Origin of the sequence: Nitrosospira sp. NRS527, assembly GCF_018406445.1 — a bacterium.
Taxonomy (GTDB): Bacteria; Pseudomonadota; Gammaproteobacteria; order Burkholderiales; family Nitrosomonadaceae; genus Nitrosospira; species Nitrosospira briensis.
Genome location: NZ_AP024515.1, coordinates 2,951,592 through 2,977,674, shown reverse-complemented (window position 1 = coordinate 2,977,674; position 26,083 = coordinate 2,951,592). Strand labels below are relative to the sequence as shown.

The following is a 26,083-nucleotide window of genomic DNA, read 5'->3' as shown; positions in this document are numbered from 1 at the left end:
CACCGCAATTTACCAATTTCTTGAGTGCTCGATATAGAGCCCTCCAAGCAGCTTCGTAACCGAAACGATATCTCAATGCAAGCGTTTCTTCTTCGCTTTCACCATTTTGGTCTGGCCAGCAGACGGCCAGAGCAGACCCTTCGATTCCTCCGGGGATTGGGCCATGAGGTAGCCACGCAGGTCTACGACCCGCTACAAAATGTGAATCTCTGGCTGTGTACCCACTTCTCCATGCCGACCTTGGAGTTGGTCGGTCCGGCCGAGGGGCCGGGGCCGCTGGATGCAATCCTCGCTGCATCGAATGAAAGCATCTATCATCTTTGTTACGAAACGGAAAATCTCGCTCTCAGCCTTGAATCCATGAAGGTAGCCGGATTCCGCGTGATCTGCATATCGGCTCCCAAGCCCGCGATCCTTTTCAATAACAGGCAGGTCAGCTTCTACATGATCAAGGATTTTGGCATAATCGAGTTATTGGAGCCCGCCTGATGATATCGACAGACTAGAGTGGTTGCAGTGGCTTCCACATTCCCCATGGATCCCCCCCCGGCGTTATCCGATCTGATCAGTACCGGCGATACGATGTATGCCGCGCTGTCGTCAACGGTTCCCGAGTATCGCTTCGGCTTCTTGCGTAACATAACGCTGGAAGGCATTGAGCCTTACCTGCGCTACCACATGCTGGCGATCGGGATGCGGCCGACTCTGGTTTTCGGTGGTTATGGATCGCTGCGTCAGGACCTCGTATCGCCGGACTCGGCTCTGGTCAAATGTAGTCCGAACATTCTGGTAACAGCATTCATGCTTGATGAGTTGGATTCCAGTTACGGTCTGCCCGGTTGGGACGCTTCCCGTTCACAAGAAGAGTTGAGTGCGATTTTTGCGGTCTTGATGGCGACTGACGTGCCCACTATCGCCCTCAATACGTTCATCGTTCCTTTTTATTCCGAGACAGGAGCTTTAATCGCTGCGCTGGATGTTGCCAGCCAGGTAGCCAGGCTGAATGATTTTGTGCGCAACTTTGTCCGTGAGCACAGCCCACGCTTCTGTTTAATGGATTGGGATCGGCTTGCACATCGAATAGGCGAAGCCGGGGCGATGGACTATCGGTACTGGTATATTTCCAAGGCGCCGTTCAAACGGCCCTTTCTTGATGCGCTGGCGCGTGAGCTGGTAAAGGTTGTGCTTACCCTCAACGGACGCGGCAAGAAGTGCCTGGTCCTGGATTGCGATAACACGCTCTGGGGAGGTGTAATCGGGGAGGATGGCATCGAAGGTATCCAGTTGGATGGTCATGATTACCCAGGCCGCGTGTACTATGATTTCCAGAAGAACGTTCTGCAATTGGCCGAGCGCGGAGTGCTGATTGCGCTCTGTTCCAAGAACAACGAACAGGATGTGCTTGAGGTACTGGATAACCATCCGTGGAGCCTGCTCAAGCGCACCCATCTATCCGCTTTCCGAATCAACTGGAACGACAAGGCCGCTAACTTGGCGGGTCTGGCAAAGGAATTGAATCTTGGCCTCGATGCATTCGTATTCGTGGACGACAATCCTCGGGAGCTGGAATTATTGAGGCAGGTATTACCTCAAGTCACCACCCTGCAGGTACCGGATCGGCTCTATGAATACCCGGCATTGCTGTTACGCGACGGCTTGTTCGATACGCTGATCATCAGCCAGGAGGATAGGATACGCGCCAGCCTTTATCAGACCGAGACGCAGCGGAGAACCGAGCGAAACCAGCATGCAAATCTGGAGGACTATCTTTCATCGCTGGGGCAGGTGGCGGCCATTCACACCGCCACCGATGGGGAAGCCAGGCGGGTTGCGCAATTGACCCAGAAAACGAACCAGTTTAACTTGACGACCCGGCGCTATTCCGACCACGAGATCGCGAACTTTCGTGCCTCCCCGGACGCTCGCGTCTATACCTTATCCGCCCGTGATCGCTTTGGCTCTCTTGGGTTGACAGGTGTTTTTATCGCCCAACGGCGGCAAGATACCGCGGTGGTCGATTCTCTTCTGATGAGTTGTAGAGCACTCGGCCGCCAGCTCGAGTTCGCGTTCGTCCTGGAGTGCATGCGGCACATTGTGGCAGACTGGCAAGTTCAAGCGTGGGAGGCGGAATACCTGCCCTCAGCCAAGAATAACCAGGTAGCCGATTTCTGGGGCGGGTTAGGTTTCATGCTGCTGGAAGAAGTGAAAGGAGATCGGCGCTACAGGTTGCCGGCTTCCATGCCTGAGATGGCGTCCCCTTTTTTTATCCATGTCGAAAGAGAGTAACACCCTTATGTCTGATATAGAGCGCCGTACCCGTGTTGTCATGGGCAAAGTACTGCAAATGCCGCCGCAAGATATTTCCGTGGATGCTTCCCGCGAGACGCTTGCGGCCTGGGATTCGCTCAAGCACATGAATTTGATCCTGGCTCTGGAGGATGAATTCAGCGTCGAGTTCAATGACCAGGAAATAGCGGGTATAAACAGCCTGAACCTCTTGTTGGAGGCGCTGCGGATTAAATGCCCATGAATGATGAGCGGCGTGATAGGCCTTTGATCATCTTCGGTGTAGGCGAACTGGCCCAACTGGCCTATTTTTACTTTACCCATGATAGCCTCCGGCAAGTGGTCGCCTTCACCGTGGATGGCGCCTACCTTCAGCAGGATCAATGCATGGGGTTACCCGTACTGCCTTTTGAGGAGGTGCACGTACACTATGCGCCCCAGGAATATGACATGTTTGTGGCGATAGGCTATGCTCGCCTCAATCAGGCTCGAGCGGAAAAGTGTTTAGAAGCCAAAGCGCGAGGCTACCGCCTGGCAACCTATATCAGCAGCAGGAGCGTGACATGGGCCGACCTGATCATTGGCGAAAACTGTTTCATCATGGAAGGGAACATAATCCAGCCTTTCGTGCGGATAGGTAATAATGTCATCATCTGGTGCGGTAGCCTGGTGAGTCATCACGTCGAAATCGACGACAATTGTTTCATTGGTGCGCATGCAGTCGTCTCGGGTCACGTGAAGATTGGCGCTCACAGTTTCGTCGGTGTAAATGCCACGCTTCGTGACAAGATCACCTTGGCAGAGCGGACCCTGGTTGGGGCGGGTGCGCTGATTATCGCCAGCACCAAGGAGAATACCGCTCATCTCGCTGCAGCCAGTCCGGAAGCGGGTGTCCCCAGCCAACGGTTGCAATCACTACTCTAGCCGAATCATTTTATGCAAGCGAGCTGCAAAAAGGTTGCCATACTCCAATCGAACTATATCCCCTGGAAGGGTTATTTCGATCTCATCCATGACGTTGATCTTTTCATCTTTTATGACGATGTCCAATATACGCATTCCGACTGGCGCCACCGGAACAAATTGATGACCCGAGACGGGCCGCGGTGGCTTACCATTCCAGCAGGTCACGACTTGAAGCGCCTGATATGCGAGGTGGAAATCCCGGATCAAAGCTGGAAGCAGCAACACAGAAGCATCATTGAACAGAATTACAGAAATGCGCCTTTCATCGAGGAATCGCAACCGCTGCTGGATTTCCTGTATGCCAATACAATAACAAGTCTCTCTGATTACAATCAGCGTGCCATAAGGCATCTCTCCAATATTTTGGGGATTCATACACAGTTTGCCGACAGTCGGCTTCTCGGCGTCAATGGCCGCAAAACCGAGCGGTTAATCGGTATCCTAGAGAGCGTAGGCGCGACAAAATATATCAGCGGTCCTTCAGCCAGGGATTATATCGATGAGCCCATGTTTGTGGAGGCCGGCATTGAGCTGGTGTATAAGGAATATCCGGCATATCCCCCTTATCGGCAATGTTTTTCGCCATTCTCGCCCTTCGTCACCATACTCGACCTGCTGATGAATGTGGGACCGGAAGCGCCTCGTTACATCTGGGGATGGCATCAGAACGAATATCAAGCATGAGGAAAAGATGAACGGACGATTCGATATGGCAGGACATATCTACATCCTGCTGACCCTGCTGTTCACGGTATATGGCCAGTTGGTGCTCAGGTGGCAGATGGCGCAAACGCGTGGCATGCCCGAAGGCGGGTTGGATAAGCTTTTATTTCTTCTCCAGCAGTTCTTCAACCCCTGGATCATATCAGGCTTGCTTTCTGCTTTTCTTGCCTCGCTTGCCTGGATGGCGGCCATGACCCGTTTCGAGCTCAATTACGCTTATCCTTTCATGAGCCTGGCCTTTGTCATCGTCATGATTTTCTCCGTGATTTTCCTGAATGAGTCACTCACCATACAAAGTATTATAGGTACGATAATGGTGGTCGGCGGCTTGATTATTATTGCCCGCGCATAACACTCGCAACCTTATTTTTCGTGAATAATACGACCCAAACAAGCGCGGCTATGATCCCATTCAACAAGCCTTACATGACCGGAAAAGAGCTGTGGTACGTAAGCCAGGCTCATGCCAGTGGACACCTCGCGGGTGACGGAATCTTTACCAAAAAGTGCAACGCATGGCTGGAACGTCGCATCGGGTGCGAGAAGGCATTGCTGACGCATTCCTGCACGGCTGCGCTGGAGATGGCGGCGATTCTTGCTGGCATTCATCCCGGCGATGAGATCATCATGCCCTCCTACACTTTTGTCTCGACCGCCAATGCGTTTGCATTGAGGGGAGGCGTACCGGTATTCGTCGATATTCGGCCTGACACCTTCAATATCGATGAGGCTTTGATAGAGACGGCAATTACGCCGAAAACAAGGGCTATCGTGGCAGTTCATTATGCAGGCGTCGCTTGTGAGATGGATACCATCATGTCGATAGCGGAAAGATACGGCTTGCTGGTAATCGAGGACGCCGCGCAGGGCATCATGTCCACCTATAAAGGGCGACCCCTGGGGAGTATCGGGCATCTCGCCGCTCTAAGTTTCCACGAGACCAAGAATATCATTTCCGGAGAAGGGGGCGCTTTGTTGATAAATGCGCCAAATTTCGCCGAAAAAGCTGAAATAATCAGGGAAAAGGGCACAAACCGCAGTCTTTTTTTTCGCGGCCAGGTCGATAAATACACCTGGGTTGATTTCGGTTCATCCTATCTTCCGAGTGAACTGATCGCTGCTTTTCTATGGGCCCAAATGGAAGAGGCCGATTCCATCACGAATCGTCGGCTGGATATCTGGAACACCTACCATGATAACTTCGACACGCTTGAAATGCAGGGCAAAATACGCCGTCCCGTTATCCCGTCCGATTGCATGCATAACGCGCACATGTACTATCTTTTGTTGCCGAATCTCGACAAGCGTAGCACCTTTATCGCCGGACTCAAACAGAAGGGAATAGGGACCGTCTTTCACTACGTGCCGCTTGACAGCTCCCCCATGGGAGAAAAGCACGGCCGCAAATCCGGATCGCTAGCCCAGACGCAATTGCTGAGCGAACGGTTGGTACGGTTGCCGTTATGGCTGGGGTTGGAAGAGTTCCAAAGCGAAGTCATCCTGAAGGTCATTGCAGAGTTATGAAGGGATGACCACGCCAGACGTCCGGGATTCGGTGCAAACTGATCAGGCTGATTCAAAGCTTGAATCGGACGTACGTGTCAATTCCCGCGATGCGCTGGCTCTGCTGGCCCTGTGGTGCGGCGTCTGCCTGCTCTTCTGGAAGTCCCTGCATCCCGGCGAATTCTGGTGGACCGATGAATCGCGCCACGCCATGAATGGCGTCTTCTTTTTTGATCTCTGGCAGGACATGCCCTGGAAGGCACCCTACGAGTACGCTCTTCAGTATTTTGCTCAATATCCTGCCCTGGCATTAAACTGGTATCCGCCATTTTTCCCCGTCGTTGAATCTGTTTTTCTTGCGGTGTTCGGGATTACCGAATTCAGTGCGCATCTCACGGTAATGGTGTTCGCTCTGGCTGGCGTATCGGCGTGGTATGCGTGGACGAGCCCAATCTGGGGAAGAGCGGCCGCCGTGCTTTCCTGTCTGCTCTACCTTTCGGCACCCGGCGTGCTTGATTGGACACGTTCCGTCATGCTGGAAGTCCCGGCAGTGGCGATGATCATCATGTCGATTTTCGCATTCGAACGTTATCTGGCTCTTCCGGGTTGGCGCCGCGCCGCACTTGCCGGGCTTGCGCTGGCCTCCATGTTGCTGCTCAAGCAGACTACAGTATTCATCCTGCCCGCTTTGCTGGCCTACGCATTGCTGGCCGGACATGGACGGTTGCTATGGCGCAAGGAAGCTGCGCTGGCATACATCATCGTCGGCACTGCCATCGCATTGCTCACAATGCATGCGCTCAAGTTCGGTGCAGTACCGGTCAATTCCCTGGTGGATCAATTCGGTCCGAATAGCTCGCAACTGTTCAACGGAAGGCGCTGGGGATATTTCTGGTCCGCGCTGTGGGGTGTTTGCGGATGGCCACTTGGTATCGCCATCCTGATAGGCGTAGCGTTTCGGGCAGGCATGGGTACCAGAGGCAAACCGCAGGATTCGCTGATATTCTTTTGGCTTACAGCCTCATATCTGTTTACGACATTAGTCGTCGGAAGCGGCGAAGGGAATGTTCCGCGCTACACGATGTATGCCTTGCCCCCGTTGGCATTGCTGGCCTGCATGCCGTTAAGCCGGGAGGTCGTGCTGAACACCGCTATCCGCCGAACAGCGTTCGTGTTTCTGTCCGTGCTCGCCGGTTGGAATGTATATGCGGGCTCGACCAAGCCGCACCCTTACGTCGCCGGATACGAACAGGCGGCTGAATTTGTCGCCGGGCAGGACGATACCGGTCTGATTCTGTTTGCCGGGAAACATGACGGCAATTTCATCTTTCACCTGCGTGCCGTCGATCCCGGCAAGAACAAGGCGGTATTGCGAGCCGACAAGATCCTGGTATCCATGGCGGTGCACAAGTCATTCGGCATGGTCTCCTATGTCCAGAACGTAGAAGATGTCGTCGGGTTAATCGACCGTTACGGGGTAGGCATCGTTGTGATCGAGAGCCGCGACGTAGTGGATCTGCCTGAATTCAAACTCCTGGTTAAAGCCATGGACGATCACCGGTTCCGGATGATCAAGGAAATCCCGGTTCTCACCAATGTGCCGGAGTTTGATAATCTGTCAATCCGGGTTTACCGCTACCTAGATAGAAAGGAACAGGCAGGTGATCTCGTTATTCCACTGCCGCATATGGGCATGGAAATAAAGCTGAAGCCTCAGCAGAACAAATCCCGATGAATAAGCTGCTTCCCCCGGAATTTTCGCCCAGCTTGCCAAACTCGGATAGCATGGCAAGGAAAAGTTAAAGCCGAAAACCAATGGTTGTGTACCACATCATTTTATTAAACATGGTATATCGCTCACAACCAAGCGTAGCACTTGAATCTTTTCGCTGATCCGCCGTAATAACTCTGTAGCATACAAGGACAACCCAAGTAAATTGATGCGAATCCTGCATATTCTCGACCATTCCATTCCCCTCCACAGTGGCTATACATTCAGGACGCTCTCCATTCTCAAAGAGCAGCGCGCTCTGGGTTGGGAAACCTTTCACCTGACCGGATCAAAGCAGGAAAATTGCAGTGTGCTGGAAGAAGATATCGAAGGCTGGCACTTTTATAGAACGCCGGCGGCAACAGGTTTGGGGGCGAAACTGCCCGTCCTGAATCAGGTTTCCGTCATCGATACTCTGACCCGCCGCCTGAGCGAAGTGGCCCAGATGGTCCAGCCGGATATCCTGCACGCCCACTCCCCGGTACTGAACGCCATACCCGCTCTGCGCGTGGGCCGCAGGCTGGGCATTCCAGTGGTCTATGAAATCAGGGCGTTCTGGGAAGACGCGGCCGTGGATCACGGCACCAGTCGCGAGTGGGGAATACGATATCGCCTTACACGGGGGCTGGAGAGTTACGCCTTGAGGCGCGTGGACGCAATAACCACTATTTGCGAAGGACTGCGCGGCGACATCCTGGGGCGAGGCATTGCGTCGGAAAAGGTAACGGTCATTCCCAATGCCGTGAATATCGAAAATTTCAGCGTGGGCAACAGCCGGGATCCGCAGCTTGCCGAAGATCTCGGCGTTGAGGGAAAAACACTGCTGGGCTTCATCGGTTCATTTTATGCTTATGAAGGCTTGGCGGTCCTGCTGCGGGCACTACCTGAAATGCTGGCCGGAAATCCCGATATTCGCGTCCTGTTGGTGGGTGGCGGCCCACAAGAAAAAGAATTAAAAGCCATAACCAAACAGTTGCGCCTCGAAGACAAGGTGATCTTCACCGGCCGTATTCCTCATGAGCAGGTGCCCCACTATTACAACCTGATCGATATTCTCATCTATCCCCGTCTGCAAATGCGGCTCACCGACCTCGTCACGCCACTCAAGCCCCTCGAAGCCATGGCACAAGGCAGACTCGTCGCGGCGTCTGATGTCGGCGGCCATCTGGAATTAATCCAGGACGGAAAAACCGGCGTTCTTTTCAAGGCTGGCGATCCGCATGCCTTGGCATCCAGGGTGCTCAGCCTACTTGCCAGTCCAGATCGATGGCCTGGCCTGCGCGACGCAGCCCGAAGCTTTGTAGAAACGCAGCGTAATTGGCCTGTCAGCGTTGCCCGTTATCGGGGTGTCTACGCCCCGCTTGTCGCAAAGCAGTCATCGCCGTGAAAGCGACCGGCTTGCGCATCGGTTTGATTGGGCCGCTGCCGCCTCCATCGGGGGGAATGGCGAACCAGATGCTGCAATTAGCCCGGTTGCTGCGTGAGGAAGATGCCACGGTGGAGTTGATTCAGGTCAACCGCCCCTACCATCCGCATTGGATTGGCAGGCTCAAGGGGATAAGAGCGGGTTTTCGGCTGCTCCCTTATCTTGCTCACCTCTGGTTTTCGGCAAGCAGGGTTCAGTTATTTCACGTAATGGCTAATTCCGGCTGGTCATGGCACCTTTTTGCCGCCCCGGCCATTTGGATAGCCAGAATCCGAAACATACCCGTCATTATCAATTACCGCGGCGGTGAGGCAGATGTCTTTTTCAATAAGGCTTTTTTCTGGGTAAAGCCAAGCCTGCATCGGGCCGATGCAATCATCGTTCCTTCCGGCTTTCTCGAAGCGGTATTTGGAAAGCGAGGCTTCTCCACCAGCATCGTACCCAACATTATCGACCTTAGCCGCTTCGGGGCGGCAACGCGCCCCGCGTTCCCGCTGAAAGCGGATTTTCCGCATATCATCGTTACCCGTAACCTGGAGCCGATTTACGACAACGCCACTGCCTTGCGCGCCTTCAATATCGTAAAACACGCGTTTCCAGCGGCAAAACTTACCTTGGCCGGGTCCGGGCCAGAGCGACAGATGCTGGAAGAACTTGCATGCAGGTTGGGCTTGGCGGATGTGGTCACCTTCACGGGTCGCGTGGATAATGAGGGCATGGCCGCTCTATATCAGAGCGCCGATATCATGATCAATCCCAGCCTGGTCGATAACATGCCCATCTCATTGCTGGAAGCATTGGCGAGTAGCGTTCCCGTAGTGAGCACAGATGTCGGCGGAGTGCCCTTTATGGTGGAGCATGAAAAGACGGCTTTGCTTGTCCCCCCGCAAAACCCGGAGGCCATGGCAAACGCGATTCTTGCACTGCTGAACGACCCTGCCAAGGCAATGCAGCTCTGCAAGGCCGGCGTCGAGGCCGTGCAGCGCTACACTTGGCCGAATGTTCGGGATCGTCTGCTCCGGGTTTACAAGCAGGCTCTGCAAAAATGACGAGACGTAGCCTGTTCATGCTTTTCAGCCCTGCCAAGGCGCTATTCCGCAAATCCATCCACGTCTTGCTTCAAGACTGCGATAAACTGATTCATCTGGTGCACCGTAGTGAGTTCATAAGAAAATGAAACTCATGGGGCGAAAAGGATCCTGTTCGGTTACAGCGGCTGGTTGTCAAATGAGCGAATAAACGACCCTCAGCTGCCGGATTCAGTTTAGCGTTATAACGTGAACTAAAGGCATGAGGTGAAGCTGCCGTGATACCACAAAGCGTGGTGAAAGAGCACGCAGGGGGATTCAAATATCGCGCCGAAGTGGATGGACTGAGAGCCATCGCGGTAATCCCCGTCGTTCTTTTCCATGCTGGTTTTGAGTGGTTTAGCGGCGGCTATATCGGCGTGGACGTGTTCTTTGTCATCAGCGGTTATCTCATCACCTCAATAATTCTCAGCGAACACAAGGCCGGAAAATTTTCTATCGTGAGCTTTTACGAGCGACGCGCGCGGCGTATCCTCCCGCCCCTGTTCCTGGTGATGTTGGCAAGTCTTCCGTTTGCCTGGTTATGGATGACACCGCACCACCTCAAGGCTTTCTCGCAAAGCATGGTCGCCGTCTCCCTTTTTGCGCCGAATATTTATTTTTTCCTGAAGAGTGGCTACTTCGATCTCGACAGCGATGAAAAACCGCTGCTCCATACATGGAGCCTCGGCGTCGAAGAGCAATACTATATTGGCTTTCCGTTGCTCGTGCTCTTGTGCTGGAGATGGGGGCCAAAAGCACTGACATTGCTTGTCGCCATCACCGCACTGGTTTCATTCGGGCTCAGCGAATGGGCCTCGCGCGCCTATCCCGTAGGCAACTTTTATTTGGCGCCTACACGGGCCTGGGAGCTGGCGCTGGGTTCCTTCCTTGCGATCGTTGCGGCGAGCGGCCTACCTGAACAGCGCCTGGGCCTGATGCTGCGCAATTTCCTCAGCGTCACAGGGCTCCTGTTAATTCTGGCACCCGCCGTCCTCTATGAGCAATCAACCCGATTCCCGGGCTTATATGCGGTTCCGCCTACGCTTGGTGCAGCGCTGATCATCGCTTTCGCTAATCGCGATACCCTGGTTGGGACGTTTCTTTCATGGCGCGGAATGGTCGGTATCGGGCTTATCTCATACAGCGTCTACCTGTGGCACCAACCCCTGTTCGCATTCGCCCGCATCTATAGCCTGGACAAGCCATCCCTGCTGGTTTTTTCCGCCTTGGGCGTTCTTTCCATAGGCATGGGATATCTTACCTGGCAGTTCGTAGAGAAACCTGTCAGGGACAAACGAAAATTCTCTCGCAAACAGATCTTTCTTGCGTCCGTGGCAGGTTCGCTGCTCTTTATAGGGTTGGGTTTTGCCGGGCACCGCATGGAAGGGTTTCCTGATCGGCTTACTCCTGAGCAGCAGGAGATCATGTCTTTTGGCGACGACCCCGAGAATCACACAAGGGGATTCCCGAGCGAGCCCTGTTTCCTGGGGCCGGAGCAGGACAGTACCTCGTTTGGGGAATGCACGGAACTGCCGCCTACCCCTGTCGAATCCGTGTTCCTGTGGGGAGATTCCCACGCCGCACATCTATATTCGGGTCTAAAAAAACAGCTCGCGGCAGACCATAAAGTTACCTACCTGACAGCCAGCGCCTGCCCCCCATTCCTCAATAGCGACTCCAGAGCGGGTTGCCGTGATATCAATGATTTTGTTTTCGCGAGAATCAAGGAAGAGATGCCTGATCGGGTTATTCTCGCAGCGGTATGGGGCAACTACAAATGGGAAAAGCTCGAGAAAACCATGCAAGGGTTGAAAAAGCTGGGAATCAAGCGAATAGATATCGTAGGCCCCGCGCCCAGGTGGCATCCTTCCCTGCCCGTTGTTCTAACCAGGTTCGGCGTGGGTTTTTCCGAACTGCCTCGACATACCACGCTTGGATTGGACCCTGCGGTGAAGCAACTCGATTCGCAGATGAAAAAATTCGCTGAAGCGCATGGAGCAAACTTCATCTCGCCATACACAATTTTGTGCGATATGAACGGTTGTCTCACAAGGGTTGGCGATCGCGTCGAATCGATGATGCATTGGGATGTCTCGCATCTGACACAAGCCGGCTCCGAGTACCTGGTTTCCCGCTTCTGGCAGCCATGATGCGGCGAAAGCATAATCTCTTTCCCGGTCTAATTCGCTACCAGGCAGCGCCAAGTCTGCGAGATCCTTCAAAATGAGCTTATATACATCACTGATCTCCAGCCTTGTTTTCCCCCTTCACGAGCGCATCAAAAATCACAGTAGCGTTGCGGTTCGCAAAGAGATGGAGCTATCGCAATGGTGGGATACAAAACGTCTGGAAGCGCTCCAGCTTCTCAAACTGCAGCGGCTCCTTGCCCACGTCGAGATAAGCGTCCCCTATTACCGCGACCTGTTCGCAAGCGTTGGGTTCAAGGCGGCAGACGTGCACAGCCTCGCAGACCTGTCACGCCTGCCTCTTCTGGATAAACCCAAAATTCGCGCCCACACCGAAGCGCTGAAGTCCGCAAATGGCCGAGACCTCTCCCGCTTTAACACCGGCGGCTCCAGTGGCGAACCGCTGATTTTTTATATCAGCAAAGAGCGTGTTGGCCATGATGTCGCCGCCAAGTGGCGCGCTACACGCTGGTGGAACGTGGATATCGGCGACCCCGAGGTTGTCATCTGGGGTTCACCCATTGAACTTGGCGCCCAGGACGGCCTTCGCGCACTTCGCGACAAGCTGCTCAGGACCCGCCTGCTCCCCGCCTTCGAAATGTCGGCGCAAAAGCTCGATCGGTTCCTGCATGAAATCCGAGCCATTCGCCCTAAAATGCTTTTCGGCTATCCCTCCGCGCTATCGCATATCGCCCGCCATGCAGAGGCCCGCGGGTGCCGGATGGACGACTTGGGCATCCACGTCGCATTCGTTACTTCAGAACGCCTTTACGACGAGCAGCGCCAGCAGATCAGCAGAATATTCGGATGCCCGGTGGCCAATGGCTACGGTGGGCGCGATGCCGGTTTTATCGCCCATGAATGCCCACAAGGCGGCATGCATATTACCGCGGAGGATATCATCGTCGAGATTGTGGATCAGCAAGGCACGCCATTGCCCTACGGAGAGGCCGGAGAGATTATCGTCACCCATCTGGCCACCGGGGATTTTCCCTTCATCCGCTACCGTACCGGCGACATCGGCGTACTGGACAGCAAGCCTTGTATTTGTGAAAGAGGTCTTCCTCTGCTCAAGGAAATCCAGGGCCGCAGTACCGATTTTCTTGTTGCGCAGAATGGCACGGTTATCCACGGCCTGGCGCTCATTTATATCCTGCGTGACCTGCCCCGGATACGCAACTTCAAGATCATCCAGGAAAATCTGAATCTGACGCGTGTGTGGGTGGTTTCGGATGAGAGGCTGGAAGTCGGGCTGACCAGTAAAATCAAGGAAGGGTTCAAGGCCAGGCTAGGCCAGGAAGTGGAAATCGTTGTCGAAGAGGTGAATGAAATTCCACTGGAAAAATCGGGCAAGTTTCGTTATGTTGTGAGCAAGGTTGGCTAGGGTTAATAGGGAACGATGCGCTGTTAAGGCGACGGTGACCATACCACCAGTGTGCGGTTCGTGCGTCTGTCATTTCAGGTTCGACACCTGTGCAGCTTGTGTAGGATGGGCGAAGCGTAGCGCAACCCATCAAAAATAAGCGATACGACATATTACCCACAACCAGGTATAGGCGATTTTGCTTGGCAACGTATAGGAATAACCAAATGATGGGTTGCGCTACGCTTCATCCATCCTACTGAAACTTATTATCCTGATTTCACCCAACGTAGATACTTGGGACCACTATTGTTCATCTCGATTAACAATCCCATGAGAATCAATACAAAAAGGTTAGCCCTCGTTCGGAGCTAAACGAACGTTAGAGAACGAAATGCAAAAAAATAAACTTCTACGTTATATCTTTAATCGTTATATGTCGTGGCGTCTGGATTCGTTGCTCTATCCAGCATACCCAATCCTGTTGGACTATCCGATCAACAGTCAACCTCGATATGGTTATGGTAAACCGCCTCATACGCTATTGAACAATCTCATCGATAGCAATAGAAATAAATATGTAAGTTTACTTAATTCTTTCCAGGAATTTAGCGATGATTTAGCCGCAATTTCTAATGAAAATCCCGAGAACACAGGTGCTCCAATCTGGTGTAATCCTTATTTCATGGGTTTGGACGCAGCAGCTTTGTATAGCCTGCTGCGGTTAAAGAAATCTGCAATTTTTTTCGAAATCGGATCTGGTAATTCGACCAAATTTGCCCGGAGAGCAATTACTGATCATAGACTGGACACTAGAATCATATCGTGCGACCCATATCCGCGTGTTGAAATAGATGCTATATGCGATCAAGTCATTCGTAGTCCAGTAGAAGATATCGACCCTGCCGTGTTCGATCAATTGCAAGCGGGGGATATCTTGTTTGTGGATAATTCCCATAGAGTATTTATGAACTCTGACGCAACAGTTGTATTTCTTGACATCCTTCCTAGGCTAAAAAAGGGCGTCATTGTCCAAATTCATGATATTTTCCTGCCGTTGGACTACCCGCCTCAGTGGATAGAAAGGCACTACTCCGAGCAATATTTACTGGCAGCATTGCTTCTCGCTGATGGACCCAAATTCAACGTTCTGTTGCCGAATGTCTTTGTGAGTCAAGACGAGCAGCTTAGCAAGGAAATTCAGCCATTATGGGACCATCAGGAAATGCACAAAGCATATAAGCATGCGCTTACACATATGTTCGGGTTTCAGGGATTTTCGTTTTGGCTGGAAACAAACTATTAAATCAGTACGATTTATCCAACCTGTTGTAAATTTTCTAGCCTAATGGGGAGCATTCTCCGATCCAGTTCGATCGGATGCTGTCTATAAGTCAGAGATGCCGTTATAGGTCAGGTAGACGATGAGAGCTCAGCATTTTCACGACGCTTAACAATTTTACGACCGTCGTCGTCCTGTTCACTGCTTGAGCAACCCTTGTAGTCGCATTAAAAGCGAAGCAAATTTCCCCGAAGCCCGATCCCAAGTGCGGTGATTTGCATCCTTGACAGGATGCCACAAGAGATTGGGTTCCAGCCCAGGCGCTACCATGGGCGGGCGGAAAACAAAAGTTCCAGGGGTAAGCGCCTTGTTGAGCCGGTTATTATGATAGTGGCGGTTTTCCCGTCCCTCTGGCACAAACTCCCCCTCGCCGCCGATATCTTCTATCCGCAGTCCTCGATATTCCAATACGGTTGGCATGACGCATTCAGAATGGCCAGCCCAGGCATGCCGATCGTACTCAGCGGTAAGGGTCTCCATAGCTTGCCTCGACAGGCGCAGGATGGGGTTGAACGAACGTAGCCATTTCTGCCGCGGCAGTATTATCTCACCTGGTAGTTCCAGGGATTTCCATAACGGCCAGTCAGGAATCTGGTCATGCCGTGTGATGCTGGTACTGAGCATGTCCGCCGTGTTGTCGGTGAAATTTACGAAAAAATTTCCCCAATTGCCTGAGTACACCACATCGTATTCCAGGTACCAGTAATTATCGTAGTCGGGCAAACGATGAAATGCGCTGAGCAGCATGCCATCCTCATTTCCGGGGATTTTGCCTGGGAAATAATGGCTGGGTCGCTTGTAGCGCGGCCAGTCATCGCTGCCATGCGCGAGCACCGGTCCAGCGCGACGTTTGACAAGTCCATGGCGCAGTTTCGTCTCATCATAATAAAAAATCACGTCATGATTGGACGGTACCTCGGCGCGTAGCTTTGCCAGCCTCGCCAGCACCGTGTCTCCCAGAAGATGGCTGCTGAACAGGATCGCAGTACGTTTCACCATGCTAACTCCTCCTCAGTCAAACGAACGAGCTTCTCTCTCGATGCCAGGAGCGATTCATCGATTCCTGAGCTTCCAGTAGCATGGTACGTCATAGCTTCAACGATTTAGGAAGCGCACGAGCGTTATAGCGAACGTTCGATTGCTGCTGCAACCGAACGCATCCAGCTCGCCGTAAATATCCGGCTCAATTATTGCTGCACCAGCAAATGCTCTTTGAGTGGGCGGTCCGCATCCAGCTCATCATCCGACGTATAAAGGCGCATCTGGGATTGGGAAGGCAATAGAAACTCATGCTCCTTGGCCGTTGCGCGCCAGCCATGGGAACCCGCTATTTCTTTAGGATCAAAAGATTTCTTCACATACTTCTGGATTGCATGTTCAAGGCTCAGCACGATGTAATGTTTCAGCTTGAAGTCCACCGGGTAGGGATGTATCCCTGGGAATTGAACCACATGCCCACCGGTATCGCGCAGATTCACCGATGGTGTCGTCCGGTGGTTGCGCGCCAACTCGCTCAAAAAAGCCTTGGCGCCGGGCCAGCACCGGCTCTGTTTTTTCCAGGCATTTAATCGATGCGGGTGGCGCTGGGCAAAAGGATAATACCAGCGCATCGTCTCCTGGAATTCCGCATTGTCGTGATCGGGCGACTCACGCACCGGCAAAAAAGTATATTCCATGAAATTGACCGCGTTGTAGCCTTTCCGGTCCACGTCGGCAATGGCTTCAGCCAGGGTGTGGGCCGAGGTTGGCGCAACCCGGATTTCATCCGGATCCGCGTGCATTAGCCAATCGGCTTCAATCTCATCCGCCAATTCCTCCTTGCGCATGAGGATTTTCTGCCACTGATACATGCCGTAGCGGGGGATTCGCTCGATACCAATCAGGTTGCGGCCAAGGTACTCACGGGCGATGTCCAGCGTTTTGTCCGTGGAGTCATTATCCAGCAGATAGACTTCTATCCCCTGTTGAAGGTAGTGCTCGAGGCAAGCGCGGATAAATTTCTGCTCGTTGTAACTGGCTAGTATGGCGACGATTTTCATTATAGATGCGATGTCCTGGGCTTGTCCGTGCAGGTCAAGCCGTTCTTTGCAGCGGGCCGATGTGTAATTGATGAAGGCTGGTTAATCAAGTTTTCATATATTATCTGCGGTCATCACGCTTACTGAGGGATAACGGAAGGCAATCTTGATTACTAAAGTGCGGTGCTCGAAATTAAAAAAACTGCCCAGCCCAGCAGTTTAATTCGCGAACATTTAGCGCTATACCGTATGGAATAAGCTCCCTTTTCATCCATCATAGGTTGCATGGAACGTTCGGTCGCTCCTATTATTCCTCTTGACATTGTGTAAGCGGCGAACGCTTGCCTCAAGACTCATGCAGGGTGTCCTCAACAGTTTATCAAATTTCCCCAACGATATATCGATCCATTGTCCTTCATGATAAGCTCAGTCCGCATCCTTAATTTTTTATAATAGGCAGCGTTGGGTGCGTCAAATAGGTTCTCGCCTGATAGTCGACCTAGCGCCCGTGTCGTGAGAAGCGCGGGCTTGGTATGTAGCGCTCAATTCCCATGGTTTGCCGCTGCTGGAAGTGGAGTTTCTGTGTTGCGCCATAATCCGGCCAACGCGGTTACACGAATATAAAATTGATCGAAGGGCTCATTGCATACACTTTCAATAAACTAGCAGGATCGACAAGTGAAATGAAGATCGCTAACAAATTCAAACATATCGCGTATTCCACCGCGAGGCTCCTCGGTTATGAAGTAGTGCCCAGTTGGCGGTTCGAAACGCTGGGCTTTACGACACTATTAACCGACTTGTTCCAACGCAACAAGATTAACTACGTATTGGATGTTGGGGCCAATACAGGACAATACGTTCGATTTTTGCGGCAGTTTGCGGGATATGAAGGACGCGTAATTTCTTTCGAACCCGTTTCTCATTGCTACCAATCCCTTATAAAAAAAGCTGAGTTGGACCCGCTGTGGGATACACGTCAATTTGCTTTAGGGAAGGAAAACTCAACGCAGAAAATAAACGTGATGAAATCAGATCAGTTTTCATCATTTCTCCAACCAACCCATAAGTTCATTGACGGACTGCAAGACCTCAACGTGATAGATCATACGGAGGAAATAATCGTAAAATCATTGGATGAAGTGTTGTCCGAGATGAAAATAGATGGCGTTAAGGAGGCGATTTATTTAAAGCTCGACACGCAAGGCTATGATATGCAAGTCATTGCAGGCGCAAAAAATTCTCTGCAAAATATTTGGGCGCTCCAAACTGAGGTTTCGGTACTCAATATTTATGAGGGAATGCCATCTATAGAGCAGGTCATCGTAGAAATGCGCAACCTGGAATTCGATCTCGTCGGCATGTTCCCCGTTAACCATGATCGAAATTTAAGAGTAATCGAATATGACGCAGTGTTCATTAACCGTAGGCGAATGAATGGTCCAGTCAGTCCATAACCTCTATGGCTAGGATTATCGATTCCTTTGCAAATTTAGGGCGCGGTTGAGCAGCAGTTCTTTCCCCCGTGTTCTCGCTTACCAAGCCCAACAGGCTTATACCTACTTTACCGCTTGGTGCAACAAGCCGGCTAGCTTTGCCACTATTCTGCTTCGATCATACCTGCATTCAGCGACCGACCGTACCGCAAGCCCAAGTATCCGTGCCATTTCGTAATCTTTAAGTAGATCAGTACACGCATTGGCAAAATCCTCGGCAGAATCTCGCAAAATAATTTCCTTTCCATCAATTAAATCGATTCCTTCAGCGCCTATGCATGTTGACACAACTGGACGCCCGTAAGCTGCAGCTTCCATGATCTTCACCCTGGTTCCGCCTCCTGTCAGAATCGGGCATATTACGATACGGGCTCGTCGATAGAGTTCGTCCAGGTCTTCTACAAATCCAGGAAACGTTACCTGCGGCGGCGGATGCGCAAAATGCCGTATTGCCTCAACCCGATGTCCGGCAAAGATAGCTTCGGCGCTAGGGCAACCAGCAGATATTATGGGCCATACCTTGTCTAGAAAGAACTCTGCACCTAGTCGGTTGGGTGAATATTCATAGTTTCCCAACATGACGATTCTAGGCTCCTGCGAGGGGTTCGTGGCTACTGGCAGCGTCACCGCATTGGGAATCGTCATGATATTTCCGACGGGACAAAGTCGCATGAGTTTATCCCGGTCAAGATCAGAGCAAACAAGAGTTGCGAACGATAATTTAATTGCGTTACGTTCCCCCCGTAAAAGCGCAGGCAACTGTAAGTAGGCAAGATTCTTGCGCCACCAGTGCGGAGGTTGCGATAAGTGACGTAGCATCGCGACATGCTCGATGTCATCGATATCGAAGAACACCGGTGGCAAAATTTGTCTCGTCAGCATTAACGGCGTCATACATTGAAGCCGATGGATGAAGACGATGTCTGGATTGCGCGCAAGGCAATCATCCACAGCAGCAATCTGAGCCGTGCCTGAAAATTCGCTGTAACCCGGTAGTCGAAAGAAACTACTGGCTGATTGGAGATATCGGTCAAAGCGCTCGGTATTTCTCGGCGGTTCGCGCCGACAAAATGATGCACGAACGTCCACCTCCCAACGGTCGGACAAATCGCGCTCGACTGCTCGAACTTGGTTTTCCGCGATATTGTCATCCTGGTGGCGCAAAAAAAACAGAGCCTCGATCGTCGAGCAATTTTGCTTGATCGCATCGATCATTATCGTTAATCGTCGATATAACCCGCTTTGGGTAGCGCCCGGCCTCGTCGGCTGCCATGCGGAGACTAGTAGCGCCTTGCTAATCGCGGTCACCGAGGTGATCCGCCGCCCACTTTAGCGGCACGCCATGTTTTTATGTATGACAGCATTTTGATTAATTCCGTCGACAGAGGCGACTTAAGTAACCAAATTAACCCTATCCAGATAAGACCCGTCACTGCAACCACTGCCACCATATGGGGAAAAAAAACAAATGGTGAGCTGTTCAAGGTTAGAACCGCAATGAGTGAGGGAACGGCTGTCGCGCAGGTTAGCATGATATTTTTGATATAAATGCGCGCGAACGCCTTAAAATCTATATTGAAGGCACGCTGACCAACAATTTGATAAATGCAAAGCTGAACCATGTTGACCGCCGCCGTCGCTACGGCAACCCAAACCAGGCCATAGGGGGCTGAAATCAATACCGACATAACCATTAGCACCTGGATAGCGAGAATGATTCGAAAGGAACTGCGGATGCGCCCAGTGGATATCAAAATCTGATCCACCAGCACCGTCGTATAAACGAACATGGCCCCGAGGCAGAGGATGCGCAACACGGGCACCGATTCCAGCCATTGCTCGCCAAATAAGATTCGTATCACCGGCTCAGACAGTACAGCGAGCGTCGCAAAGAAAGGCCAGGCAACCGCGGTAATGCAGTCTACCAAAAATAGATACTGGTCCTTATCTATGGCCTCGTCGCGATGCTGTTTTGAAAAGTGGGGTAATATGACGCCCCACAGTCCTTCCAAAAAAGCTTTATTGAAAATATTGATTGTGCCCAATGCGCGGCTATATAGGCCTACCGCGGCTACGTCCAATAATTTTCCAAGTATCCAGTCCGGTGCGGTCTGCCCAGCATGGGTGATGAGTTGCCGAGGGCCGGCATAGCGGCAAAAAGCGAAAACATGCGGCATTTCGCGCAGGCCCGGCAGCAGCAACATGCCCGGCGGGCGATAGACAAGCGTGAAAATGACACTGGTCAAGGTGCCGGCGATGGCGCTCCATACAAGACTACGGTAGGCTTCACCAGCAAGCGCGGCAAGTATGCCGACCGCCGCTGAAGCAACCGTACTGGCGACCTGAATCACCATCGTATGGTGAAACCGCATTTCTCGCCGGATGTGAGCGAAAGTAATCGCACCGATCGGCACTAGCAGGAAGTTGATGCACAACAAGCCGATAACTTCGCGTATGCCCTCGCTGTTGTAGAAGTTGCCTATCGGCGTTCGGGCAAAATACAGGATAAGGGCAATACTCCAGCCAAATAACAAGTTGAGAGTAAAGGCGGCCCGGATACGATCTGGGGTCAAATCCTTTTCCTGCACAACATATTCGTTGATACCAAACTCTCGCAGCAAATGGCGCAACCCCACAAACACTGCCGCAACAGTATAAATGCCGATGTCGGCTGGCGTAAGCAAGCGCGCCATTACGATGCTCGTCCCGAAATGAATGACGAGCGTCACATATTTGTTCAGGTATGAATAAGCCAGTGATACTCTAAAACTAGCCACGGCTTTGTCTGTTTGTTTTGTTGTAAGGGGGTGGCATCATGGGTTTTCTACGATCGATGCCTGGTGGGAAATCGCCTACACTGCATGATACCGAACTCGCCGTCAAAAAGGAGACGAAGTGTATGCATGGCCTGCCATATAATATTAATTATCGCCTGACCCCTATTACGACCAACCACTCGACGTCCTTTAGAGGTTATGGCAAGCCTCTTCCAATCCCGTCAAAAGAACCTTCCTGGCATGGCAGACAATCCAATCGTTTCCGTCATTATTCCCACCTATAATTGCGAGGCCTATATCGCGGAGACGCTTGATAGCGTGCTCAGTCAGACGCTCGGCAACCTGGAATTGATCGTGGTCGACGACGGCTCCACGGATCGCACTTGTGAAATCGTCGCTTCCCATGGCCCCCGTGTTCGTCTCCTGACACAAGCCAACTCGGGCGTATGTGCAGCCCGGAACTACGGAATCCGGGAGGCGGCGGGGCGGTACATCTGCCTGATGGATCACGATGACTATTGGTTTCCCGACAAGCTTGCGCTTCAGCTGGAGCAGATGGAAGGCCATCCGGAAGTCGGATTGGTCTACAGCGCGTTTATCTGGTGGCATCCGGATGAAAAAGGAGTATTTCCCAATCCCGCCAGTTTTGAACGGGCATCATTCCCACCCGGCATCGATGAGGAATTTTCTGGCTGGATATATCATCTTCTTTTGCTGGATTGCTGGATTTTGACCAGCGCGGCGTTAATACGCGCGGAAGTGTTCGATAAATGTGGGGCATACGACGAATCTCTTCCTTATAGCGAGGATTGGGATCTGTGGCTGCGTATTTGCAGGGAGTATCCCGTTATCAAGCTGAATCAGCCGTTAACCCTGTATCGTCAGCACCCGAAACAGGGAAACCGCATGGCGAGGACTATCGACTACCGGACTGAGCTGTTAGGTGATGCAGCCACGAAATGGGGCTTATGCAGCCGTGACGGCCGTTGCATTACCAAACGCCAGTTCACGCAGAATATTGCCCGCTACCAGAGGGAGTTTGGCCTTTGGCATCTGGCGTCGGGCAACCTGAAGACGGCTAATCATTCTTTACTGCAGGCTTGGCTGAAGCACCCTATCAATTTGAAAACGCTTGCATATGTTCCTGCAGGTTTACTGGGGTGGCGGCCGAAGTGGTGAGCCTAAGTGAGCTAAGGGTGAGTATCGGTTAGGTTAGTACTGGTGAGTAAAAAACTCAGCAATGCTGCGCATGGGCGGTGCCGATAATGGCGACTGCAAGGCAATTTTCAATACTTGCGCAATACTTTCTCTATCAGCCAGAAAGGCTTGACGAGCAACCAGCTCCAGGAAGTATAAATCCGGAAAAACTTGATCCTGTAGTCTGCATGTTCCTGATTGAGATTACGGATCTGCTCAAGTAATTCCACATTCCATTTTTTCTGATAAGCCATGAAATCCGCCGCGATTTTATCGATCTGCTCGTAATGGCCATTATTCTCAATGGCCATTACGGTGAAGATACGGTGCAACTCATGCGCCATCGATGATAATCCCTCATACGCATGCTTCGGCGCCGCATCGGCCTGATGGTGGCGCAGGCCGGGGGAGACGAAGCCGTTAATGTTTTCTTTTGCTTCTCTTACGGTTATCGGGAAGACAAGATTTGCCTCCCGCTCTATTCTTGACAATACCTCGACAGGATTCCTTACAACCTGATCAAAATCGACAAAAATCCTTGGCAACCCTCTCGAATGAAACTCGGCGGATAGCGAGTGGCTCAACCACAAAACCAGTGCTTTTTCCTTGGAAAACCCATCCCGTTTTTGTAAGGACGCAACCACCTCGAACGGATTTCTGTTCATGCAGATAAAAGTTGGCTTGGCCTGCCGGGCTTCAAGGATGGGAATCCATAAGGGCAGCAGCCGGCACATCCGCGGGTCCTTCAGCGCCCAGGCATAAGCGTCCGAAAAATCCCGTCTCACCAGCTTGTCCAATCGGGTAACAAATGGTTGAATCGCTTGATCCTCCCACCATTTGTCGCGCAAAGGCAACAAATCATCCCACTGCGTGCCCAGGTTCAATAGTAATTCATCGTGGGTATCGACAATATCTTCATGTTCCCAGAATCCTTTTTCGTTAACACCTTTCTGGGGCGCATACAGGCGCTTCCCCATCTTGACGCCAACCTGGCTCAGCAACCCCGTCAGCAGCGAAGTACCGCTACGATGCATGCCTAAAATGATCAATGCGTTGTTCTCTTTCACTCAAGTCCTCTGTTCATATACGCTTGTCCCTTGTCCGCACAGCATTTCATCCATATTACGCCTTATGCACATAACGGCGACCCTGCCGAAACGGTTTAGCCTGAATCTGCCCCCCACAGCAAGCTTGCAAAGAAGGTGAGGTTCACGGCACAAAAAATCCCTTTCAGCTATCTGCTTAAGTTGCCAACGAACTGAAAAATGAGCGGGCAACTAATGGATTCAGGTTTAAGCATTGTAGTCCAACTGGCGGTAGTCGCACCAAAGGGGAATCAAAGGGGATTTATCAAAGAGGATTTATCAAAGAGGCGGAAAGGGTCTAAAATCAGATTGTGTGAGCAGCAGCTTGCTGCCATAATTATTTCAGCTTTTCGATGGTAAACCTCGGTCCTTGTGTTCAATCCGTGAATAGAGGGATCAGGTCAAGGGTTCGTCAGAAGCACGGATAATTTTCAGAAACTTTCATGGCGAGAAGCTTCTGCATCAAGTAATTCCCCACCCGATATCGCCTTTGCCGCACCAGAATTTGGAGGCAGGAATTTATCAGTAGAAACATTTTCTCCATCAATTCAAGTCCAAGGGCGAGCCGATCGGTTGAATAAATCAAAGATTCCGATCCTTGAGCCGTTAATGAACGGGCGCAGCTATGATTCTGGACAGCCGGAAACGGGGAGTTGCAGGTTGACAACATGAATAACAATACAGTGTGGCATAGCGCCACGATAACCCGTGCTCTCCGAGAGCGGTTGAATGTGCACCATTCGGCGGTGCTGTGGTTCACCGGCCTTTCCGGTTCGGGTAAATCCACATTGGCTCATGCGGTGGAGGAGAAGCTTTACCAGTTGGGCTGCCGCACTTTTGTCCTGGATGGCGATAACGTGCGCCAGGGTTTATGTTCGGATCTCGGTTTTTCGGTACAGGATCGATCCGAGAACATCCGCCGCATAGGCGAGGCGGCAAAACTGCTGGTCGAATCTGGCGTAATCGCAATGACTGCTTTTATTTCGCCGTTTCGGGCCGATCGTCAACGGGCGCGGAGCATTTTTCCGCATGGCGATTTCATCGAAATTTTTTGTGAGGCCAGCCTGGAAGTGTGTGAGCAGCGTGATGTGAAAGGCCTCTACAATCGCGCCCGAAAAGGTGAAGTAAAGGAATTTACAGGGATTTCATCGCCGTATGAGGCCCCGCTCAATCCGGAACTTGCAGTCAAAACGGGTGAATTGCCGCTTGAAGATTGCGTTGCGCAGGTGATTGAATACCTGAAGCAGCGGAATGTCTTCAGGGAGAACCTGAACGGCAAGGACGGAAATAGATTTCAAGCCGGACGGAGCAGAGTCGTTAGCGGTACCGCTGATTGACGATTGGCGGATACGCGATCGCATGTCTTTGAATCAGGCCATCATGGGCGTAATCGTTTCTTCCGAACCACCCTTTCTTTTCCTTGCATCATAAAAAGATGCGAACAGTTTAAGGTCTTGTCATGCAAACATGAGAGACATTCTCGTTACCCTGATCGTTTTCGGTTTTCTGCCCACTATCTTCAAAAAGCCGCACAGGGGGGCATTGATGTGGGTGTGGATCAGCGTCATGAATCCCCATACTCAGGGATGGGGGTTTGCGACCACCTTTCCCTTTGCCGCTATCATTGGCGGCGTCACGTTGGTAACGCTGGTAATTACGCGGGAACCGAAAAATCTGCCGAAAACGTCGCTGACGTGGATCTTCATTGCATTCGTATTTTGGATGAATGTGAGCACGGTATTTTCAATTTATCCCGAGGATGCGTTTATCCAGTGGAACAAGGTGATGAAGATCATGCTGATGACTTTTGTCGTCATCATGCTGATCAGGACAAAAGACCATATCAACTGGCTCATCTGGATAATTGTGATCTCGCTCGGTTATTATGGTGTCAAGGGGGGTATTTTCACGGTAATAGGCGGAGGGGTGGACATGGTCCTGGGACCGGAAGGCACCTTTATCGGGGGGAATAACGAAATCGCCCTGGCGCTTATCATGACTATTCCCCTTATGCACTATTTGCAGACGATTTCCCCCAAGCCATGGGTGCGCCACAGCCTGACGGCGGCAATGATGCTTTGCGCACTTGCCGCGCTCGGTTCATATTCACGTGGGGCCTTGCTGGCGATTGCGGCGATGGTCGCTTTTCTGTGGCTTAAAAGCCAGCACAAAGTGCGGATGGGCGCGCTGTTTATGCTCGCTATTCCGCCAGCGCTCGCATTCATGCCTGCCCAGTGGACGGAAAGGATGGATACCATTAACGATTACGAGGAGGATGGGTCCGTCCAGGGCCGTTTCAATGCCTGGTGGATGGCATACAACCTGGCCAAGGACTACCCGTTGACCGGCGGCGGTTTTGAGATTATCACGCCTGAACTGTTCTGGGCTTATGCGCCTAATCCCCAAGACCTGCATGCTGCCCACAGCATTTATTTTCAGGCCCTCGGTGAGCATGGTTTTGTCGGCCTGGGGCTATATCTCCTGCTGGGGTTCTATACCTGGCGGACGGGTTCATGGATCATTCGCAATACAAAAAACCTTCAGGAATTCAAGTGGGCCTCAAGCCTGGCAACGATGATCCAGGTGTCGGTTATCGGCTTTGCGGTAGGTGGAACATTTCTTAGCCTGCTTTATTTCGATGTGCCGTATTACCTCATGGGCGCCATGATAACCATGCGTGTTCTGGTGGAAAAAGAACTCAAGCAGAGAGCGTTGTCCGTGACAGGCAAGAAAGGTACGGGCTCGCCACGACAACTGGGTACTTTGGAACCTTCATCCCCGCAACCCATTACCCGGGACTCGAGCTAGGATATGCAAGCTAAGGATATGTATATCGGTAGGGATATTCTCCTGTAAATTCCCTGCCTCAGCATT

Annotated in this window: 22 protein-coding genes; 17 read left to right on the top strand and 5 right to left on the bottom strand. The window is 51.8% G+C overall.

Annotated features, from left to right (window positions below):
* Positions 1–75: 75 nt before the first annotated feature.
* From KJS40_RS13210 to KJS40_RS13150, 13 genes are all read left to right on the top strand, one after another.
* Positions 76–489 carry a VOC family protein gene (locus KJS40_RS13210; protein WP_213538340.1) on the top strand — a complete coding sequence of 138 codons (414 nt, stop codon included), beginning with the start codon at positions 76–78 and terminating at the stop codon, positions 487–489.
* Between the two features lie 27 nt (positions 490–516).
* Positions 517–2,286: an HAD-IIIC family phosphatase gene (locus KJS40_RS13205; protein WP_213538339.1), complete on the top strand. Its 1,770-nt coding sequence runs from the start codon at positions 517–519 to the stop codon at positions 2,284–2,286.
* Positions 2,287–2,293: 7 nt separating this feature from the next.
* The gene (locus KJS40_RS13200) at positions 2,294–2,530 is read left to right on the top strand and encodes an acyl carrier protein (protein WP_025040909.1); all 237 of its coding nucleotides are present in this window, start codon (positions 2,294–2,296) and stop codon (positions 2,528–2,530) included.
* Positions 2,521–3,210: an acetyltransferase gene (locus tag KJS40_RS13195; RefSeq protein WP_244859608.1), complete on the top strand. Its 690-nt coding sequence runs from the start codon at positions 2,521–2,523 to the stop codon at positions 3,208–3,210. The genes KJS40_RS13200 and KJS40_RS13195 overlap by 10 nt, the downstream gene beginning before the upstream one ends.
* 12 nt (positions 3,211–3,222) lie before the next feature.
* Positions 3,223–3,936: a WbqC family protein gene (locus KJS40_RS13190; RefSeq protein WP_213538338.1), complete on the top strand. Its 714-nt coding sequence runs from the start codon at positions 3,223–3,225 to the stop codon at positions 3,934–3,936.
* 7 nt (positions 3,937–3,943) lie between these two features.
* Entirely contained in the window at positions 3,944–4,327 is a 384-nt protein-coding gene (locus KJS40_RS13185) for an EamA family transporter (protein ID WP_213538337.1), read from the top strand.
* A 50-nt stretch (positions 4,328–4,377) separates the two neighbouring features.
* The gene (gene rffA, locus KJS40_RS13180; RefSeq protein WP_213538336.1) at positions 4,378–5,499 is read left to right on the top strand and encodes a dTDP-4-amino-4,6-dideoxygalactose transaminase; all 1,122 of its coding nucleotides are present in this window, start codon (positions 4,378–4,380) and stop codon (positions 5,497–5,499) included.
* Between the two features lie 4 nt (positions 5,500–5,503).
* Positions 5,504–7,213, top strand: a complete 1,710-nt coding sequence (locus KJS40_RS13175) for a glycosyltransferase family 39 protein (protein WP_213538335.1) — start codon at positions 5,504–5,506, stop codon at positions 7,211–7,213.
* Positions 7,214–7,418: 205 nt separating this feature from the next.
* The gene (locus tag KJS40_RS13170; protein ID WP_213538334.1) at positions 7,419–8,636 is read left to right on the top strand and encodes a TIGR04063 family PEP-CTERM/XrtA system glycosyltransferase; all 1,218 of its coding nucleotides are present in this window, start codon (positions 7,419–7,421) and stop codon (positions 8,634–8,636) included.
* Positions 8,633–9,724: a glycosyltransferase family 4 protein gene (locus KJS40_RS13165; RefSeq protein ID WP_213538333.1), complete on the top strand. Its 1,092-nt coding sequence runs from the start codon at positions 8,633–8,635 to the stop codon at positions 9,722–9,724. Before KJS40_RS13170 ends, KJS40_RS13165 begins: the two co-directional genes overlap by 4 nt.
* Before the next feature lie 257 nt (positions 9,725–9,981).
* The gene (locus KJS40_RS13160) at positions 9,982–11,895 is read left to right on the top strand and encodes an acyltransferase family protein (protein ID WP_213538332.1); all 1,914 of its coding nucleotides are present in this window, start codon (positions 9,982–9,984) and stop codon (positions 11,893–11,895) included.
* 73 nt (positions 11,896–11,968) lie between these two features.
* Entirely contained in the window at positions 11,969–13,315 is a 1,347-nt protein-coding gene (locus KJS40_RS13155) for an AMP-binding protein (protein ID WP_213538331.1), read from the top strand.
* Positions 13,316–13,688: 373 nt separating this feature from the next.
* Positions 13,689–14,600 (top strand): class I SAM-dependent methyltransferase, encoded by a 912-nt coding sequence (locus KJS40_RS13150; protein ID WP_213538330.1) that lies wholly within the window; start codon positions 13,689–13,691, stop codon positions 14,598–14,600.
* 174 nt (positions 14,601–14,774) lie between these two features.
* Here KJS40_RS13150 and KJS40_RS13145 read toward each other — a convergent pair whose 3' ends face one another.
* Both KJS40_RS13145 and KJS40_RS13140 read right to left on the bottom strand, forming a co-directional pair.
* The gene (locus tag KJS40_RS13145) at positions 14,775–15,635 is read right to left on the bottom strand and encodes a hypothetical protein (RefSeq protein WP_213538329.1); all 861 of its coding nucleotides are present in this window, start codon (positions 15,633–15,635) and stop codon (positions 14,775–14,777) included.
* Between the two features lie 188 nt (positions 15,636–15,823).
* A complete protein-coding gene (locus KJS40_RS13140) occupies positions 15,824–16,675 on the bottom strand; it encodes a glycosyltransferase family 2 protein (protein WP_213538328.1) in 852 nt (283 codons plus the stop codon).
* A gap of 662 nt (positions 16,676–17,337) precedes the next feature.
* Between KJS40_RS13140 and KJS40_RS13135 the strand changes: the two genes are divergently transcribed.
* Positions 17,338–18,111 carry an FkbM family methyltransferase gene (locus KJS40_RS13135; RefSeq protein WP_213538327.1) on the top strand — a complete coding sequence of 258 codons (774 nt, stop codon included), beginning with the start codon at positions 17,338–17,340 and terminating at the stop codon, positions 18,109–18,111.
* 102 nt (positions 18,112–18,213) lie between these two features.
* Here KJS40_RS13135 and KJS40_RS13130 read toward each other — a convergent pair whose 3' ends face one another.
* Both KJS40_RS13130 and KJS40_RS13125 read right to left on the bottom strand, forming a co-directional pair.
* On the bottom strand, positions 18,214–19,458 hold the full coding sequence (locus tag KJS40_RS13130) for a glycosyltransferase (RefSeq protein ID WP_213538326.1): 1,245 nt from the start codon (positions 19,456–19,458) through the stop codon (positions 18,214–18,216).
* The gene (locus KJS40_RS13125) at positions 19,455–20,927 is read right to left on the bottom strand and encodes an oligosaccharide flippase family protein (RefSeq protein WP_213538325.1); all 1,473 of its coding nucleotides are present in this window, start codon (positions 20,925–20,927) and stop codon (positions 19,455–19,457) included. Before KJS40_RS13125 ends, KJS40_RS13130 begins: the two co-directional genes overlap by 4 nt.
* 240 nt (positions 20,928–21,167) lie before the next feature.
* Between KJS40_RS13125 and KJS40_RS13120 the strand changes: the two genes are divergently transcribed.
* The gene (locus tag KJS40_RS13120) at positions 21,168–22,106 is read left to right on the top strand and encodes a glycosyltransferase (RefSeq protein WP_213538324.1); all 939 of its coding nucleotides are present in this window, start codon (positions 21,168–21,170) and stop codon (positions 22,104–22,106) included.
* 107 nt (positions 22,107–22,213) lie between these two features.
* On the opposite strand, the gene KJS40_RS13115 is transcribed toward KJS40_RS13120, so the two are convergent.
* Positions 22,214–23,191, bottom strand: a complete 978-nt coding sequence (locus KJS40_RS13115) for a sulfotransferase (RefSeq protein ID WP_213538323.1) — start codon at positions 23,189–23,191, stop codon at positions 22,214–22,216.
* 686 nt (positions 23,192–23,877) lie between these two features.
* Here KJS40_RS13115 and cysC point away from each other — a divergent pair.
* Positions 23,878–24,546: an adenylyl-sulfate kinase gene (cysC, locus tag KJS40_RS13110; RefSeq protein ID WP_213538322.1), complete on the top strand. Its 669-nt coding sequence runs from the start codon at positions 23,878–23,880 to the stop codon at positions 24,544–24,546.
* Between the two features lie 130 nt (positions 24,547–24,676).
* Positions 24,677–26,017 (top strand): putative O-glycosylation ligase, exosortase A system-associated, encoded by a 1,341-nt coding sequence (locus tag KJS40_RS13105; protein WP_213538321.1) that lies wholly within the window; start codon positions 24,677–24,679, stop codon positions 26,015–26,017.
* Positions 26,018–26,083 lie beyond the last annotated feature (66 nt).

Bases quoted from the DNA above. Each gene is read 5' to 3' on its own strand.
- KJS40_RS13210 (WP_213538340.1), top strand. From the start codon at position 76: ATGCAAGCGTTTCTTCTTCGCTTTCACCATTTTGGTCTGGCCAGCAGA.
- KJS40_RS13200 (WP_025040909.1), top strand. From the start codon at position 2,294: ATGTCTGATATAGAGCGCCGTACCCGTGTTGTCATGGGCAAAGTACTG.
- KJS40_RS13195 (WP_244859608.1), top strand. From the start codon at position 2,521: ATGCCCATGAATGATGAGCGGCGTGATAGGCCTTTGATCATCTTCGGT.
- KJS40_RS13190 (WP_213538338.1), top strand. From the start codon at position 3,223: ATGCAAGCGAGCTGCAAAAAGGTTGCCATACTCCAATCGAACTATATC.
- KJS40_RS13185 (WP_213538337.1), top strand. From the start codon at position 3,944: ATGAACGGACGATTCGATATGGCAGGACATATCTACATCCTGCTGACC.
- rffA (WP_213538336.1), top strand. From the start codon at position 4,378: ATGATCCCATTCAACAAGCCTTACATGACCGGAAAAGAGCTGTGGTAC.
- KJS40_RS13175 (WP_213538335.1), top strand. From the start codon at position 5,504: ATGACCACGCCAGACGTCCGGGATTCGGTGCAAACTGATCAGGCTGAT.
- KJS40_RS13170 (WP_213538334.1), top strand. From the start codon at position 7,419: ATGCGAATCCTGCATATTCTCGACCATTCCATTCCCCTCCACAGTGGC.
- KJS40_RS13155 (WP_213538331.1), top strand. From the start codon at position 11,969: ATGAGCTTATATACATCACTGATCTCCAGCCTTGTTTTCCCCCTTCAC.
- KJS40_RS13150 (WP_213538330.1), top strand. From the start codon at position 13,689: ATGCAAAAAAATAAACTTCTACGTTATATCTTTAATCGTTATATGTCG.
- KJS40_RS13145 (WP_213538329.1), bottom strand. From the start codon at position 15,635: ATGGTGAAACGTACTGCGATCCTGTTCAGCAGCCATCTTCTGGGAGAC.
- KJS40_RS13140 (WP_213538328.1), bottom strand. From the start codon at position 16,675: ATGAAAATCGTCGCCATACTAGCCAGTTACAACGAGCAGAAATTTATC.
- KJS40_RS13135 (WP_213538327.1), top strand. From the start codon at position 17,338: ATGAAGATCGCTAACAAATTCAAACATATCGCGTATTCCACCGCGAGG.
- KJS40_RS13120 (WP_213538324.1), top strand. From the start codon at position 21,168: ATGGCAGACAATCCAATCGTTTCCGTCATTATTCCCACCTATAATTGC.
- cysC (WP_213538322.1), top strand. From the start codon at position 23,878: ATGAATAACAATACAGTGTGGCATAGCGCCACGATAACCCGTGCTCTC.
- KJS40_RS13105 (WP_213538321.1), top strand. From the start codon at position 24,677: ATGAGAGACATTCTCGTTACCCTGATCGTTTTCGGTTTTCTGCCCACT.